Source organism: Maribacter spongiicola (assembly GCF_052119685.1).
Lineage (GTDB): Bacteria > Bacteroidota > Bacteroidia > Flavobacteriales > Flavobacteriaceae > Maribacter > Maribacter spongiicola_A.
Map to the genome: position 1 here is coordinate 48,677 of NZ_JBGQOO010000015.1, position 16,169 is coordinate 64,845.

General features: G+C 35.6%; 14 protein-coding genes and 1 tRNA gene. 8 read left to right on the plus strand and 7 right to left on the minus strand.

The annotated features are described in order from the left end of the window. Positions 1-13: 13 nt before the first annotated feature. The 4 genes from ACEN2N_RS17100 to ACEN2N_RS17115 form a co-directional block, all read right to left on the minus strand. Positions 14-1,021: a 4-hydroxyproline epimerase gene (locus ACEN2N_RS17100; RefSeq protein ID WP_441825457.1), complete on the minus strand. Its 1,008-nt coding sequence runs from the start codon at positions 1,019-1,021 to the stop codon at positions 14-16. 6 nt (positions 1,022-1,027) lie between these two features. Continuing rightward, positions 1,028-2,758: a DUF885 domain-containing protein gene (locus tag ACEN2N_RS17105; RefSeq protein WP_441825458.1), complete on the minus strand. Its 1,731-nt coding sequence runs from the start codon at positions 2,756-2,758 to the stop codon at positions 1,028-1,030. 4 nt (positions 2,759-2,762) lie between these two features. Continuing rightward, positions 2,763-4,340, minus strand: coding sequence for an aldehyde dehydrogenase (NADP(+)) (locus ACEN2N_RS17110; RefSeq protein WP_441825459.1), 1,578 nt, complete (start codon positions 4,338-4,340; stop codon positions 2,763-2,765). Positions 4,341-4,458: 118 nt separating this feature from the next. Next, on the minus strand, positions 4,459-5,376 hold the full coding sequence (locus ACEN2N_RS17115; protein WP_441825460.1) for a dihydrodipicolinate synthase family protein: 918 nt from the start codon (positions 5,374-5,376) through the stop codon (positions 4,459-4,461). 133 nt (positions 5,377-5,509) lie between these two features. On the opposite strand from ACEN2N_RS17115, the gene ACEN2N_RS17120 reads away from it, so the two are divergent. From ACEN2N_RS17120 to ACEN2N_RS17155, 8 genes are all read left to right on the plus strand, one after another. Continuing rightward, complete coding sequence (locus ACEN2N_RS17120) at positions 5,510-6,355, plus strand: AraC family transcriptional regulator (protein ID WP_441825461.1); 846 nt, start codon at positions 5,510-5,512, stop codon at positions 6,353-6,355. 84 nt (positions 6,356-6,439) lie between these two features. After that, positions 6,440-6,523 (plus strand) — tRNA-Leu (locus ACEN2N_RS17125). Positions 6,524-6,634: 111 nt separating this feature from the next. After that, the gene (locus ACEN2N_RS17130) at positions 6,635-7,534 is read left to right on the plus strand and encodes a MerR family transcriptional regulator (RefSeq protein ID WP_441825462.1); all 900 of its coding nucleotides are present in this window, start codon (positions 6,635-6,637) and stop codon (positions 7,532-7,534) included. A 14-nt stretch (positions 7,535-7,548) separates the two neighbouring features. Continuing rightward, entirely contained in the window at positions 7,549-9,006 is a 1,458-nt protein-coding gene (locus tag ACEN2N_RS17135) for a phytoene desaturase family protein (RefSeq protein ID WP_441825463.1), read from the plus strand. A 7-nt stretch (positions 9,007-9,013) separates the two neighbouring features. Next, on the plus strand, positions 9,014-9,853 hold the full coding sequence (locus ACEN2N_RS17140) for a phytoene/squalene synthase family protein (protein WP_441825464.1): 840 nt from the start codon (positions 9,014-9,016) through the stop codon (positions 9,851-9,853). After that, complete coding sequence (locus ACEN2N_RS17145) at positions 9,853-10,299, plus strand: beta-carotene hydroxylase (protein ID WP_441825465.1); 447 nt, start codon at positions 9,853-9,855, stop codon at positions 10,297-10,299. Before ACEN2N_RS17140 ends, ACEN2N_RS17145 begins: the two co-directional genes overlap by 1 nt. Before the next feature lie 2 nt (positions 10,300-10,301). Further along, entirely contained in the window at positions 10,302-11,780 is a 1,479-nt protein-coding gene (gene crtD / locus ACEN2N_RS17150) for a 1-hydroxycarotenoid 3,4-desaturase CrtD (protein ID WP_441825466.1), read from the plus strand. Then, a complete protein-coding gene (locus ACEN2N_RS17155) occupies positions 11,773-12,408 on the plus strand; it encodes a carotenoid biosynthesis protein (protein WP_441825467.1) in 636 nt (211 codons plus the stop codon). The genes crtD and ACEN2N_RS17155 overlap by 8 nt, the downstream gene beginning before the upstream one ends. Positions 12,409-12,410: 2 nt before the next feature. On the opposite strand, the gene ACEN2N_RS17160 is transcribed toward ACEN2N_RS17155, so the two are convergent. From ACEN2N_RS17160 to ACEN2N_RS17170, 3 genes are all read right to left on the minus strand, one after another. Beyond that, positions 12,411-13,109 (minus strand): DUF3291 domain-containing protein, encoded by a 699-nt coding sequence (locus ACEN2N_RS17160; protein ID WP_441825468.1) that lies wholly within the window; start codon positions 13,107-13,109, stop codon positions 12,411-12,413. A 4-nt stretch (positions 13,110-13,113) separates the two neighbouring features. Next, positions 13,114-13,668 (minus strand): TlpA family protein disulfide reductase, encoded by a 555-nt coding sequence (locus ACEN2N_RS17165; RefSeq protein ID WP_441825469.1) that lies wholly within the window; start codon positions 13,666-13,668, stop codon positions 13,114-13,116. 78 nt (positions 13,669-13,746) lie between these two features. Continuing rightward, positions 13,747-16,020: an aconitate hydratase gene (locus tag ACEN2N_RS17170; protein ID WP_441825470.1), complete on the minus strand. Its 2,274-nt coding sequence runs from the start codon at positions 16,018-16,020 to the stop codon at positions 13,747-13,749. Between the last annotated feature and the right edge of the window lie 149 nt (positions 16,021-16,169).

Consider the following 16,169-nt stretch of genomic DNA (forward strand, 5'->3'; position numbering starts at 1 on the left):
TTATTAGCGTGGTTTAAATTACTTGAAATCCATAAGCATATGGATCATTGTCGTCTATAGTAATGGTATTTTGACCATATATTTTTGCCCAACCGGTAATACTCGGTATTATAGCTGGTGTATCAAACAAGGTAGTCTCTTCTTCAACACGACCTATGAATTGAGAGCCTATATAGCTCTCGTGAATAAAATCTTCACCTACATGTAATTTACCTTTTGCATGCCATTGCGCCATTCGTGCAGAAGTACCTGTACCGCACGGCGAACGGTCAATAGCCTTATCGCCATAAAACACGGCATTTCTTGCGGTGGCAGATTCAGAAATAGTATTGCCTGTCCATAACATATGACTCACATTTCTAATGGTTGAATCTTCTGGATGGATAAATAAATCGGAATATTTCAGATTTATTTTCTCTCGCAGTTCTTGACTGAATTGAATTAATTGACTTGCGGAGTAATCTTGAATGCCACTAAAATTCTTTTGAGAATCCACTATAGCATAAAAATTACCTCCGTAGGATACATCAAAAACAACGTCACCTAAATAAGATGATTCTATGGTTAATTCTGTGGCAGCCAAATAAGACTTTACATTGGTCAATTTTACCCAATCTACTTTAGCACCCGTTTGCTGATACGATATATGTATCAGGCCAGCTGGAGTTTCCATACGAACGATTCCAGGTGTTTTGGGTATAATTAATCCTTCTTCAATACCAATTGTGATAGCACCTATGGTACCATGACCACACATGGGCAAGCATCCACTGGTTTCAATAAACAATATTCCGAAATCATTATTGGGATCACTCGGTGCATAAAAAATGCTGCCACTCATCATATCATGACCACGAGGTTCGAACATGAGTCCTTTACGGATCCAGTCATATTCCTTTAAAAAATGTTGGCGTTTTTCGCTCATGGTCGCTCCGACCAAATCAGGACCACCATGTTTTACAACCCGAACAGGATTACCACAAGTATGCGCATCGATACAAACAAATGTGCTGCTAGACATATTGCTTTATTTAGTTTTGTTGATATATGCGTTGACCCTACGTTCTAAAATAGGTAAGGTAACAGTGCCTTGCTCCAGAATAACTTCATGAAAATCACGAATATTAAATTGACTACCCAATTCCTTTTCTGCTTTTTTACGAAGCTCTTGTATTTTCAATTCTCCCATCTTATAAGAAAGTGCCTGACCAGGCCATGCAATGTAACGATCGGTTTCTGTATTTATCTCATGTTCAGACAAGGCTGTATTATTCAGCATAAAATCTACAACCTCGCTCCTGCTCCACCCTTTTACATGAATACCGGTATCAACTACCAATCTACAAGCACGCCACATTTCATAAGTCAATTTACCGAACTCTTCATAAGGTGTGGTGTAGATACCAAGCTCGTTACCTAAAAACTCAGTGTACAAAGCCCAGCCTTCACCGTAAGCAGATAAATAAATATTTCTTCGAAATTGGGGAATACTATCGCCTAATTCTTTATTTAAACTTCCCTGTAAATGATGTCCAGGCACAGCTTCATGGGCAGTTAATGAGGGTAAAGTATACAAAGTTCTACTTTCTAATTTATAGGTGTTTACCAAATAAAAACCTGGCTGATCATCTGATGAAGGAGGTGAATAACGACCAGCAGTGTACTTTGGTGCAATGGCGTCGGGTACTTTTTTAACCCCGTATGGTCTTCGTGGTAATGTTTTAAAAAACTTAGGTAATTCTGCATCGATACGTTTGGCGATATCTCGGGCATGCATTAATAGTTCATCTTCCGTCGATGCATAAAATTGAGCATCTGTCCGTAGAAAATTTAGAAAATCAGAAAAACTTCCTTCAAAATTGACCTGGTTGATTATACTTTCCATCTCAGCCTTTATTCGTGCCACTTCAGATAAACCGATAGCATGAATATCATTTGCTGTATATTCAGTAGTCGTTGTATAATAATTAATTCTATTCTGATAAAATGCAGTCCCATTTGGTGTTTCTGAAACTCCAATAGTTGTTCTGGTATTGGGTATATAATCGGTCTCAAAAAAAGTTTTGATCTTTTTAAAAGCAGGCACCACTTTTTCTATAGTAAGAACCTGAGCCGCATTGGTAACAGAATCTTGCTGCTTTTGGGTCATTGCTGCAGGTAAGTCAGTAATCGGGGAATAAAAACTGCTTTGGCTATAATCGCTTACAATATGCGTATCATAAGTAGATTCATAACCGTTAAAAATTATTTTAGGCTGAGAGAGCCCTTGTTTTAGACCTTCTTTTAACAAAACCAAATGCTCATCGACATATTGTGGTATAGCGCTAAGCATATTCAAATAATCTTTTGCACCTTGGTAAGTAAGAATTGGTTTAATACGATAGTTTAGATTTAAATGAAAGCCTTGATCAGCCTGAATAGGATTTAGATACATTTTATAAGAAAACTCATCTACACTATTCTGAAGCTGAAATCGCAACAGCTCTTTAGATATAAGTTCAGTTTCTGAAAGATCGGTTTCACTCAACTTTTCTAGAGACCGAAGTTGTTTTTCTGCAAACTCGGCATTCGTGCGCTCCAGCGATTCTTGGTACACACCCAACGGAAAATCAGCACTGTCATACGCACTATAATCTTCAACTTCTTTAATTAGTGAGGTTAATGCTTCTGAAGAACTCTGGGCTTGACCGTAGACTAAAACGCATACTAACGAAATAAACGCCAAAACATATTTTAATCTACGGTCCAACCTTTTCATAATTCTAATTTTTAGTATAGACGCCTTCAACAAGACGTGTAATTTTCAGCGGATTCTCATTTTGCAATGCCAATGGTAATAATTTATTTGGCCAGTCTTGAAAAGAAACAGGGCGCACCCATCTCTTTATCGCCGATGTACCAACAGACGTAAAACGCGCATCTGTAGAAGCAGGGAATGGACCACCATGAACCATAGAAGAATTCACTTCTACACCGGTTGGCACACCATTGAACAAAATTCTACCTACTCTACTTTGCAAAGCATCTATGATACCGGCATGTGCAGCCAAATCTTCTTCAGAACCTAAAACAGTGCCTGTCAACTGACCTTCTAAATGATTTAAAATGGTTTCCATTTCGTCAGTATTTTCACATTCTACCACAACTGAGAAAGGACCAAAAACCTCTTTATGCAATTTGGTATTTGCTAAAAAATCGGCACCGCTAACTTTTAAAATAGAAGGTTGTGCTGTATTCGGATTTGTAGCTTTCTTATAATCTGCTGTTACGGTAATTCCTTTTTGGGCAGATAGCTCTTTTTTGCCTTCGTTGTATTTTGCATATATATTCGGATGCAGCATAAATGTTGGTTCTAATTTTAGAATTTCTTCGGATATGGTGTTAATGAAACTATCTAAATTTGTTCCCTTCAGCCCTAATACCAACCCTGGATTGGTACAAAATTGCCCTGCACCCATGGTTATTGAAGAAGCATATTTAGTAGCCCATGCATCACCTTCGTTCTTTAGTGCAGATGGAAGTAATACAACAGGGTTAATACTCCCCATTTCTGCAAATACAGGTATCGGCTCATCTCTTTCGTTCGCTAATTTATAAAGCGCCGTACCACCATTTATACTGCCTGTAAACCCAACAGCTTTTACTTTTGGATGTTTTACCAGCTGCTGCCCTACTTCTATACCGCTGCTATTTAAGTTTGAAAATACGCCATTAGGCATTCCTGTTTTTTCTGCTGCTTTTATAATTGCCGATGAAACTAGTTCACCTGTAGCTGCATGCATAGGGTGACTTTTAACGATTACCGGGCAACCCGCTGCCAGTGCACTTGCTGTATCGCCACCTGCCGTTGAAAATGCTAATGGAAAATTACTAGCACCAAATACAACTACCGGACCTAACGGAAATAACATTTTACGAATATCTGACTTAGGCATTGGGGCTCTATTCGGCTGGGCTTTTTCAATAACCGCTTCTACCCAAGAACCTTCCTTTAATAAATTAGCGAAAGCGCGTAATTGCCCCATCGTACGCCCACGTTCGCCTCTTGCCCTACCATCTGGCAAACCCGATTCTTTACAATAGGTATCAATGAGTTCATCTCCAAGAGCTTCAATTTCCTCAGCGATAGCTTCTAGAAACTCCGCTTTTTTAGCACCTGAAAAATCTTTATAAGCTTTAAAAGCATCTGTGGCTAAGGCTACCGCCTCATTAATTTCATTTGAAGATGCTTCATAAAAAGTCCATTCTGTATCTTTATTTTCTTTAGGATTAAAGGTCTTAAAAGTTTTAGTTCCTTGCTTAGAAGATTTACTTCCGATTGCATTTGTACCGCTTATCATTTTCTATTTTTCTGATGTTACTCAAAAGTAAAGAAAGAAGCCGAAACAAATTTCGATTCTTTCTTTACATTTCTAAATATGCCCAATAACATTATGGAGACATAAAACTATGCTTCAATTAGTTATAACCTTTATAATTTGGCAATGTTGGTCTGGTTGCCATACCTTGTTTTATAACCGCTGCTACTCTCTCTCGCTCAGCACCAATTAACGGTAACCTTGGCGCACGAACATTCTCGGTGCCAATACCTGTTGCAACCTCTGCCATTTTAATATTTTGTACCAATTGCGGACTTATATCTAATTCTAATAATGGTAAGAACCATCTGTAAATTTCTAATGCTTCTTTAATTCTACCGGCCTTTGCCAATTCAAAAACAGCACAGGTTTCTGCCGGAAAAGCGCAAACTAAACCAGCGACCCAACCATCGGCACCCATTAATGTGCTTTCTAAGCCTAAAGTATCAACTCCGGTTAACACATTTAATCGATTTCCAAATCTTGTTTTTATACGGGTAATATTAGAAATATCTCTGGTCGATTCTTTTACCGCTTGTATATTATCGCAAACCATTAGCTCTTCGAACATATCTAGAGTAACCAAAATACCGTAATCCACAGGATTATTATAAATCATGATAGGCAAATCGGTACTATTTGCCGTTTCTTTAAAATAGGTAACCGTTTCATGGTCATTCGCTTTATAGCGCATTGGTGGTAGCATCATTAAGCCTGTTGCACCACATTCTTCGGCAACTTCAGCAGCATGAATAGCACCCTTTGTGGTTTGTTCGGCAATATTAATGATGACCGGCACCTGCCCATTTACCAACTTTACGGTTTCTTTCATCAGAACCTTTTTCTCATCGTAGGTTAGGGTACTTGCTTCCCCTAGGGTTCCGCCAAGTATAATTCCGCTTACTCCAGCATCTAGTTGAGCTTTTATGTTGACCGAGAACATATCTAAATCAAGTTCATCTTTATCGGTAAATTTTGTTGTTACTGCTGGCATAACGCCTGTCCATGAAATACTCATTATATATTGTTTTTGATGATATTCAAATCTACGGGTAGTATTAGAATTGAATTGTTTTCATATTATCCACACATAGTACTATTTTACCATCTTAGTAACACTATGACAACATATTGTGCTAAATTAGATGCATATGAAGGTCTTCCCGTTCAAAATACCAAAACCAATCGATGAGCATTTAATTGTTCAAATCGATAAAGAACCAATATTTTATAATCGTTTACATCAACATGAAGAAATTCAAATAAGTTATATTATAAATGGTAACGGTAAATTGTTGGTGGGTGATAGTGTACAACAATTTTCAACCGGCGATATTTATGTAATCGGTAGTAATCTACCCCATGTTTTTAAAAGTATAGCAAGTGATGAAGATGCCCATATGCTTACGGTTTTCTTTACAAACAGTACCTTTGGCGAACAGTTCTTTACCCTACCTTATTTTAAAGATTTACAAAATTTCTTTATTAATGCCGCTTCTGGTTTTAAAGTTAAGTCGAACAAAAATCAATTAACTCATCAACTTCTAGCGCTACAATCTCAACATAAACTAAAACGCTTTACATCATTTTTAGAGCTATTAGAACAATTGAGCAAGGCAGTTACAGAGCCTTTAAGTAGATTTATATATGCTAAAACTTTAAGTTCTAACGAAGGGGAACGCTTGCAAGAAATCTTTGATTTTGTTTTCAAGAATTTTCAACATCCTATAGTATTAGATGACATTTCCAAAATGGCCTATATGACTCCAAATGCCTTTTGTCGCTTTTTTAAACAACGCACGAATAAAACATTCTTTCAATTTTTAATAGAGCTTCGTGTAGAACACGCGTGCCAGTTATTAAATTCTAAAAAAGAACTGAATATTAATATGATCTCTGACCTTTCTGGTTTTAACTCCATTTCTAATTTTAATAAAAAATTCAAAAAGATAAAAGGCTTAACCCCAACCCAGTATCAAAAAACGTTAGTACTATAGAAAAGTTCCCTTATTAATTATCATCAATATATCTTAAATTAAATGAGAGGTTTCTATATTTGCGTTCCAATATACTTTAAGTATGCCCACGTGGTGAAATTGGTAGACATGCTACCTTGAGGGGGTAGTGTTCGTAAGGACGTGCTAGTTCGAATCTAGTCGTGGGCACAAAAAGGTTAGATTTAGGTCTAACCTTTTTTTATTTTGATAATTTTAACTATCAAGTACCCTAATACATTTTAATAAATTGTAGATTTGTTTAATCCTTTTTCAGAAAACATGAACAATGTAAAGAAGCAATTTAGTATTAGAGACCTTGAAAACCTCTCTGGTATAAAAGCACATACTATCAGAATTTGGGAAAAAAGATACAATCTTTTATCTCCTGAACGTACCGACACAAACATTAGAACTTATAGTCTTTCGAGCCTACAGAAGTTACTTAATGTTACATTGTTGTATAATACCGGACACAAAATATCGAAAATTGCTAAAATATCTGATAAAGATATACCCTACGTAGTTCGCGAAATAGTAGCAAAACACAGTCATAAGAGCCAAGCCATCAATGCGTTTAAATTGGCTATGATGAATTTTGACCAAACTATGTTCTTTAACACGTATAATGCGCTATTGAGTGAAAACTCATTCCGAGAAATATTTAAAGATACTTTTATTCCTCTTTTGAACGAACTAGGTCTTTTATGGCAAACAGACACTATTAGTCCGGCACACGAACATTTCATGAGCAGTTTAATAAAACAGAAGATTCTTCTTAATACCGAAAAGCTTCAACATTTAGAGCCTACCAGAAAAGACAAAGTGTTTGTTGCATTTTTACCTGAAAATGAAATACACGATATAGGATTATTGTATCTAAATTACGAGATTATTTTAAAAGGTTATAAGTGTATTTATTTAGGACCTACCATACCTATGGAAAATCTAGAAGATGTATTGAAGTATTTCGATGACATCTATTTCGTATCTTATTTTACTGTATTTCCTGAAAAAGACAAAATAAACAAGTACTTAGAAGATTTCTCTAAACTTGTTGCAGAATATAACAACCCAAATTTCTGGATTTTAGGAAGGCAAACAAATTTTATTGAAGCGGCTACAAAACCTAAATTTTGCAGAACATTCACTTCTATCGATAATTTGGTAAACAATTTATAATCCCTTTGATACAAATGAATAAAAGTTGCATCGTAATTGGTTCTGGTTTTTCATCACTATCAGCGGCATGTTACTTAGCAAAAGCCGGCTGGGATGTGTCAATTTATGAGAAAAATGATACTGTTGGCGGTAGAGCTTCTCAATTCATAAAAGACGGCTTTACATTCGATATGGGACCAAGTTGGTATTGGATGCCAGATATCTTTGATAAGTTTTTTGCCGATTTCAATAAAAAAACATCTGATTACTACCAATTAGACAAGCTTAGTCCCGCTTATAAAATTTTCTTTAGTGATGATATTATTACCATAGGTGACAGCATGGATAAAATTTGCCTTGAGTTCGAAAGAATAGAACCTGGTAGCTCAAAAGCTTTAAAAAAGTTTATCGACAAAGCTCAAGAAAATTATGATATTGCCATTAACAAAGTAGTTCTAAGACCAGGTCTTTCGCCTTTAGAATTGGTAACAAAAGAAACCATTTTAAAAGTTGACCAATTTTTTAAAACGATTAGCTCGCAAGTGCGTAAGTCGTTTAAAAATCCGAAATTGATATCTACTTTAGAGTTCCCTGTATTGTTTCTAGGTGCTAAGCCAAGCAAAACACCTTCTTTCTATAATTTTATGAATTTTGCAGATTTTGGCTTAGGCACTTGGCACCCAAAAGGCGGCATGTATGAAGTAATAAAAGCCATGGACAATCTTGCAAAAGAGCTTGGTGTAAAAGTACATACGAACTCAGGGATAGAAAAAATTGAAGTAACCAATGGTAAAGCAACGGGAGTAATCTGCAATGGTAAAACGATTTCTGCAGATGTTGTTTTAAGTGGAGCAGATTATCAGCATTCAGAAAGCCTATTAGACGAAAAACACCAACAGTATTCTAAAAGTTATTGGGATAAAAAGGTTTTCGCGCCATCGTCACTATTATTTTATATTGGGTTTGACACTAAATTAAATAATGTTGAGCATCATAATCTATTTTTTGATACCGATTTTGAGCTACATGCAAAAGAAATTTATGATACTCCTAAATGGCCAACGAACCCATTGTTCTATGCCAATTTTCCGTCTATAACAGATGCGAGCATGGCACCAGATGGCTGTGAAACTGGCTTTTTTCTAGTACCTATTGCCACCGCTCTAGAAGATACCGAAGCATTAAGAAGTCAATATTTTGACATAATAATGGATCGTTTTGAGAAAAGAACAGGACAAAACATTAGAAAAAATATTATATTCAAAGAAACATTCTGTGTAAATGATTTTGTAGAGAGATACAATTCGTACAAGGGCAATGCATATGGTATGGCGAATACCTTAACACAGACCGCATTTTTAAGACCTAATTTAAGAAGTAAAAAAGTAGTTGATTTATATTTTACAGGACAACTGACTGTTCCTGGCCCCGGTGTACCACCCGCATTGATATCCGGTAAATTAGTGTCAGAATTAATTATAAAGGATAATTAGTTAATTTATGAAAGATACTTTTGACCAAGTTTCATACCAATGCAGTAAGATTGTTACCAAACGATACAGTACTTCTTTTGCATTAGCCACCAAGATGTTACACTCATCGATACGTGGTCATATCTATAATATATATGGTTTTGTTCGCTTTGCCGATGAAATCGTAGATACCTTTCATGACTATGATAAAGAAATTCTCTTTAATAAATTTGAAGAGGAACTTGAAGCTTCGTTACGAGATAAAATAAGTCTTAACCCTATTTTGAACTCTTTTCAACACACCTACCATGCTTTTAATATTCCCAAGCATTTGGTAGACTCGTTTATGAAAAGTATGCGAATGGATCTAGTAAAGAACATTTACCGTACCGATGCCGAGTATAAAGAATACATATATGGTTCTGCAGATGTTGTAGGCTTAATGTGTCTTCAGGTTTTTGTCAAGGGTGATGTAGAAGAATACAACAAATTAAAAGAATCAGCTATGGCTCTGGGATCTGCTTTTCAAAAAGTAAACTTCTTAAGAGATGTAAAAGCAGATTTTGAAGAATTAAATAGATCTTATTTTCCGAATACCAATTTAAAAGAATTAGACGAAGCCTCTAAAAAACGCATTGTCGATGAAATAAAAGCAGACTTTAGAAAAGGGTACGAAGGAATTGTAGGATTACCTACCGAAGCAAAATTCGGGGTATACACAGCTTATAAATACTATTATAAGTTGTTATACAAATTACAATGCACACCGTCGTTAGAAATTAAAAATGCGCGAATTAGAGTCCCGAATTATCAGAAATTCGGATTACTAGCTCGTTCTTACGTTAAATTTAAAATGAACTTGGTATAATGAATATAGTTATTGGAATTCTGATTTTTCTAGGAACATTTTTGTTTATGGAATTCATGGCGTGGTTTACGCACAAGTATGTAATGCATGGTTTTCTTTGGAGTCTTCATAAAGATCACCATAAAAAAGACCATGATTCATGGTTCGAAAAAAACGATGCATTCTTTATCTTTTATGCAATCGTTAGTATGTCTTTATTTTATACAGGCGCCAATGGATTTTGGTATGGATATCCTTTAGGCTTTGGAATACTAGCTTACGGGATAGCCTATTTTTTAGTGCACGACATATTTATTCACCAACGTTTTAAATTATTTAGAAATGCCAATAATTGGTATAGCAAAGGTGTAAGAAGAGCACATAAAATGCATCACAAACACTTAGGCAAGGGTGATGGGGAATGTTTTGGAATGTTATTTGTTCCTTTCAAATATTTTAAAAAATAAAAATGCCAAAAGCTCTGGTCGTAGGTGCCGGTATTGGCGGCATTGCCAGTGCGTTACGTTTACGAAAAAAAGGGTACGATGTTACCGTAGTGGAAGCAAATGAATATCCAGGTGGCAAACTACATGCTATCGAAAAAGAAGGGTTTCGTTTCGATCTTGGTCCATCTTTATTTACAATGCCACATTTAGTTACAGAACTATTTGAATTATTCGGCAAAAATTCTGAAAACCATTTCCAATACAAACAAAAGGAAACAATTTGTAATTACTTTTGGGAAGATGGACTTCGTTTTACGGCGGCTTCCAAAAAAGATGACTTTATAGCCCAAGCTTCAAAAACTTTTGACGAACCTCATTCTAATATTTCAAGATACATTGATAAAAACAAAAAGAAGTACGACTTAACCGCTCCTATTTTTCTTGAAAAATCATTACATAAATTAGATACTTACCTATCGATACAAACTTTAAAGTCCATTTTTCAAATGGGTATTTTAGATATAAATGATACGTTAAACGAAACCAATAAACGATTTTTTACCAATCCGAGACTAGTACAGTTATTCAACCGTTTTGCAACATATAACGGCTCATCACCATATAGAACTCCTGGCATCATGTCAATGATACCCCACCTAGAAATGGACTTTGGCACTTTCTTCCCAAAAGGTGGAATGCACCAAATAAGTTTAAGTTTATACAAATTAGCCTTAGATGAAGGCATCATGTTCAATTTTAATGAAGAGGTACAAGAGATTAGCATAGTCGATAATCAGGTAACTGGAGCTCTTTCAACAAAAAATACTTATAAGACAGATATCGTTGTTTCTAATATGGACATCTATCCGACATATAGGCGTTTATTAAGAAAGCAAAAAGCTCCGGAAAAAACGTTGACCCAAGAAAGATCTAGTTCTGCACTTATTTTTTATTGGGGAATTAATAAAGAATTTACAGAATTAGATTTACATAATATTCTTTTTAGTGAATTCTATGAACAAGAATTTAATGCTATTTTTAATGATAATTCACTATTCCACGACCCAACTGTATATATCAATATCACCTCTAAAGACAATCCTTCAGATGCTCCTGAAGGTACTGAAAATTGGTTTGTAATGATAAATGCCCCAGGAAATTATGGGCAAGATTGGGAAATGTTAAAAGTAAAAGCACGTCAAAATATTATTTCAAAAATTAATAAAGTACTGAATATTGATTTAGATAAATTAATAATCACCGAACATATTTTAGACCCAGTTAACATTGAAAAAAACACAAGTTCATATCGTGGAGCGCTTTACGGGGCGGCAAGTAATAATAAATTTGCAGCATTTCTAAGACACCCAAATTTTTCTAACAGAATTAAAAATTTATATTTCTGTGGAGGTTCTGTTCACCCAGGTGGCGGCATACCCTTATGCTTACTTTCCGCTAAAATCATAGGCGACCTTGTGCCCAAATCCGAAGAATATGATTGATGTCTTCGTAAAAAATAAAGTGCGCTTAAGTGTTGGTATAATATGGCTATTTCATATATCGGCAATTATTGGAATAACATTGGATCATTTAGACTGGTTCATAAAAAAAACACCCATAAATCTTGGGTTATCTTTTTTACTGTTTTTATTAATTTACCCAATTAACAACCTAAAAAAAACTGGTGCTTTACTCTTATTTTTTATTGGCGGTATGTTTGCCGAATGGCTTGGGGTAAACTATCAAATTTTATTTGGAGAATATGAATATGGAAATAATTTTGGACCTAAGTTAGATGGTGTACCTTATTTAATTGGAGCTTACTGGGCACTTTTAACCTTTATTACCGCAAGTATTTTAGACTTCACAAAGCTACCTTATAGAATTAAAATAATTGGGGCTGCAAGTTTAATGGTTCTTCTAGACTTTTTAATGGAAAAAAGCGCACCAATTTTTGACTTTTGGGAATTCGCTGGTGGTGTTCCAACTTTTGAGAATTATTGGACCTGGTTTTTACTGGGAATTATATTTCAGGCCTTTATAAAAATTTTAAATATTCAGGGCAATCGAATATTATCACTGAATTTATATTTGGCACAGTTTCTCTTCTTTTTATATTTTTATTTCTAGGCTTAAAAAGGAAGCTCATCAATACCTTTCCATCTTCCTATGGATTTATAGGGTTGAAAGCGCGAAAATAATTCCTCACTATACCAGTCTAGCTCTTTTGTCTTTGCTATTGCACTTGCATGTTCTTTACTTCTATACGCAAATTGCTTTAAAGATTCTTCATCCTTCCAAATACTAAATGTAGCCATTTGCAAAAAGGGAACTTCCCCTATTCCTTTTGTATAAATTAATCCGTTATTACCTGCTAATGGTCTTTGAGAAGTTGGAACATACTTCCAAAATTTGTATAATGACCCAATTTTTATCGTAGCCCTAGTAATTACCGCGATAAAAGGATTATTTTGACTAACAGTATCACTTTCTATAAAGGGATTATTACCAGACCAAAACCCCCTAGATTTGGTGTTTTTTAAAAATAAGGTATACCGTTCGTCAGTCCTTTCTAGATATCGCTCAATTAAATTAGAGGTTGAAAAAAAGTTATTTGCCGCTTCTTCATTTTCCCATATTTGAAGCAATGCATAAACCGACCAATCTGCAAAAGGATTAAAACCGTCCTTTCCGCTTCCCATTAGTTTATACTCTTGCAGCCCATTAACTTTTTTTAATGGACTGTGCGCAAATTGCATCATTCCAAAAGCCCAGAACTTATTAAAAAAAGTAGTATACCTAAATAAAGTTATTGTTGTAATCTGAGACATCTGATCACTCTGATATCAATTCGTTTAAAAGCTTATTTACCTTTTCATTACTCCAGTCTGCAATAGCATTTTGGTGTATAACGATAGTACCAGTTTTATCGATTAAATAAGACCCTGGTGGCTTTAATAATGAAATCGGACTCGGTTCGCCTATAATTTGATAGGTTACTGGAAAAGTATATCCTTGCTCACTCATAAAAAGCTCTACAGGAGCTCTTTCCTCATTAGTAATAACATAAAACCTAACCTTATCACCATACGTATCAAAAAGATACTGAATGTCTTTTAATTGCGCCTGTGATGGCATGTGCCAAGAAGTCCAAAAAGTAACTAAAGCAACTTTACCTTTTGCTTCATTAAAATTTATGAATTTCCAATTTTCGTCTTTTAACTTCCAGTCGTAGTTGGCTATCTTACCTCTTTTATCTAGTTTGATTATTGTTGGAGAAGTAGCAAAAACCCTGTTGAGCATAATCTTACTATAATCACCTAAAGGAGTGACAAAAAAAGAAAGCACAAAAGCCATGATCAATAAGGTAAAAAACGTTTGTCTCTTCATAAAAGTTTAATAGGGGTCAAAACTAAAAAACTCCTGAACAATATCAGGAGTTTTCCTTATAAATTTTAAAGTATTGAATTAAGAGGCATTTTCTCTCTTAATCACGTTTAAAGCAGAACCTTCTCTATACCACCCAATTTGAGCTTCATTATAAGTATGGTTTACTTTAATTACATCTTTACTACCATCTGCGTGAACAACTTCTATGGTTAATTGTTTATCAGGAGCAAATTCTGCTATATCTATAAAGTTAAAAGTATCATCTTCTTTTATAAGATCATAATCACTTTCATTTGCAAAAGTTAACCCTAACATACCTTGCTTTTTAAGGTTTGTTTCGTGTATACGTGCAAAAGATTTAACGATTACCGCGGCAACACCTAAGTGACGAGGCTCCATTGCAGCATGCTCACGAGAAGAACCTTCACCGTAATTATGATCCCCCACAACAATACTTCTTACACCTGCTGCTTTATATGCACGCGCAGTATCTGGTACACCACCGAATTCACCATTCAATTGATTTTTAACCAAGTTGGTCTTATGACCAAATGCGTTAACAGCACCGATCAAGCAGTTATTAGAAATATTATCTAAATGCCCACGGAAACGTAACCATGGTCCTGCCATAGAAATATGATCCGTTGTACATTTACCGTATGCCTTAATCAACAATTTCGCACCCATTAAACTTTCGTCTTTTATAGGTGTAAAAGGTTCTAACAACTGTAAACGTTCAGAATCTGCTGCAACTTTAACAACTACACCAGAGCCATCAGCATCTGGGGCAAGAAAACCTGCATCTTCTACTTCGAAACCTTTCGGAGGTAACTCCCACCCTGTTGGTTCGTCGAACATTACTTCTTCTCCTTTTTCGTTAATCAGTTTATCCGTCATCGGGTTAAAATCTAATCTACCGGCAATTGCAATTGCCGCAGTAATTTCTGGTGAAGCTACGAAGGCATGTGTATTTGGGTTACCATCTGCACGTTTTGCAAAGTTTCTGTTGAAAGAGTGAACGATACTATTCTTAGGTGCATTTTTTGGATCACTGTAACGAGCCCATTGACCAATACATGGACCACATGCGTTCGTAAAAATCTTGGCGTCTAATTTCTCGAAAATTCCAAGAATACCATCACGCGCAGCAGTATAACGCACTTGCTCAGAACCAGGATTGATCCCCAATTCGGCCTTCATTTTTATTCCTTTATCAATTGCTTGTTGTGCAATAGAGGAAGCTCTAGACAAATCTTCATATGAAGAGTTGGTACAAGAACCGATCAATCCCCATTCTACAGCTAACGGCCATTCGTGAGAAGTAGCTTTTTCTGTCATGTCTTTACCTACTTTTGTAGATAAATCTGGAGTAAAAGGTCCGTTCAATAATGGAGTTAATTCAGATAAGTTGATTTCAATTACCTCATCAAAATATTGCTCAGGATTTGCATACACTTCTGCATCGGCAGTTAAATATTCTTTTACTTGATTTGCAGCATCGGCAATATCAGCTCTGTCTGTAGCTCTTAAATAGCGCTCCATAGATTCGTCATATCCAAAAGTAGAAGTAGTAGCCCCTATTTCTGCACCCATGTTACAAATTGTACCCTTACCAGTGCATGATAAAGATTTAGCCCCAGAACCAAAATATTCAACGATTGCCCCTGTTCCACCTTTAACGGTAAGAATTTCGGCAACTTTTAATATTACATCTTTTGGTGCTGTCCATCCAGAAATAGTTCCGGTTAACTTTACACCTATTAGTTTCGGGAATTTAAGTTCCCAAGCCATACCTGCCATTACATCAACAGCATCTGCACCACCAACACCAATAGCGACCATACCTAGACCACCTGCATTTACAGTGTGTGAATCGGTACCGATCATCATCCCGCCAGGAAAAGCATAATTTTCCAAAACTACTTGGTGAATAATACCTGCACCTGGTTTCCAGAAACCAATTCCGTATTTATTCGAAACAGATTCTAAGAAATCAAAAACTTCTGCACTTGTAGTATTTGCTGATTTTAAATCGGCAGTGGCACCATTTTTAGCCTGGATCAAATGATCACAGTGCACAGTTGTTGGTACCGCAACTTTTGGCTTGCCCGCCTGCATAAATTGCAATAACGCCATTTGAGCGGTTGCATCTTGACAAGCAATACGATCAGGAGCAAAATCAACATAATCTTTTCCTCTCGCGAATGCTTTGGTTGGCGTGCCTTCCCACAAGTGAGAATATAAAATCTTTTCTGAAAGAGTAAGCGGTTTACCCACAACCTCTCTTGCTTTGTCTACACGATCCGACATGGAAGCGTAAACCTTTTTAATCATATCTATGTCAAAAGCCATAAAATCTATTTATATAAATTGTTATTCTATCTTACCTGTACAATATACGAAATGTACAATGAATTAAGAACCGCATTTGAAATAAAGAATAACTAGAAAAAATACCAAAAAAAAAGAGCCTGAGTTTTCTACTCAGGCTCTTTTACTAC

What these genes read in the sequence shown, in the direction of transcription:
- ACEN2N_RS17100 (WP_441825457.1), bottom strand. Translation starts at nt 1,021, where the DNA reads ATGTCTAGCAGCACATTTGTTTGTATCGATGCGCATACTTGTGGTAAT.
- ACEN2N_RS17105 (WP_441825458.1), bottom strand. Translation starts at nt 2,758, where the DNA reads ATGAAAAGGTTGGACCGTAGATTAAAATATGTTTTGGCGTTTATTTCG.
- ACEN2N_RS17110 (WP_441825459.1), bottom strand. Translation starts at nt 4,340, where the DNA reads ATGATAAGCGGTACAAATGCAATCGGAAGTAAATCTTCTAAGCAAGGA.
- ACEN2N_RS17115 (WP_441825460.1), bottom strand. Translation starts at nt 5,376, where the DNA reads ATGAGTATTTCATGGACAGGCGTTATGCCAGCAGTAACAACAAAATTT.
- ACEN2N_RS17120 (WP_441825461.1), top strand. Translation starts at nt 5,510, where the DNA reads ATGAAGGTCTTCCCGTTCAAAATACCAAAACCAATCGATGAGCATTTA.
- ACEN2N_RS17130 (WP_441825462.1), top strand. Translation starts at nt 6,635, where the DNA reads ATGAACAATGTAAAGAAGCAATTTAGTATTAGAGACCTTGAAAACCTC.
- ACEN2N_RS17135 (WP_441825463.1), top strand. Translation starts at nt 7,549, where the DNA reads ATGAATAAAAGTTGCATCGTAATTGGTTCTGGTTTTTCATCACTATCA.
- ACEN2N_RS17140 (WP_441825464.1), top strand. Translation starts at nt 9,014, where the DNA reads ATGAAAGATACTTTTGACCAAGTTTCATACCAATGCAGTAAGATTGTT.
- ACEN2N_RS17145 (WP_441825465.1), top strand. Translation starts at nt 9,853, where the DNA reads ATGAATATAGTTATTGGAATTCTGATTTTTCTAGGAACATTTTTGTTT.
- crtD (WP_441825466.1), top strand. Translation starts at nt 10,302, where the DNA reads ATGCCAAAAGCTCTGGTCGTAGGTGCCGGTATTGGCGGCATTGCCAGT.
- ACEN2N_RS17155 (WP_441825467.1), top strand. Translation starts at nt 11,773, where the DNA reads ATGATTGATGTCTTCGTAAAAAATAAAGTGCGCTTAAGTGTTGGTATA.
- ACEN2N_RS17160 (WP_441825468.1), bottom strand. Translation starts at nt 13,109, where the DNA reads ATGTCTCAGATTACAACAATAACTTTATTTAGGTATACTACTTTTTTT.
- ACEN2N_RS17165 (WP_441825469.1), bottom strand. Translation starts at nt 13,668, where the DNA reads ATGAAGAGACAAACGTTTTTTACCTTATTGATCATGGCTTTTGTGCTT.
- ACEN2N_RS17170 (WP_441825470.1), bottom strand. Translation starts at nt 16,020, where the DNA reads ATGGCTTTTGACATAGATATGATTAAAAAGGTTTACGCTTCCATGTCG.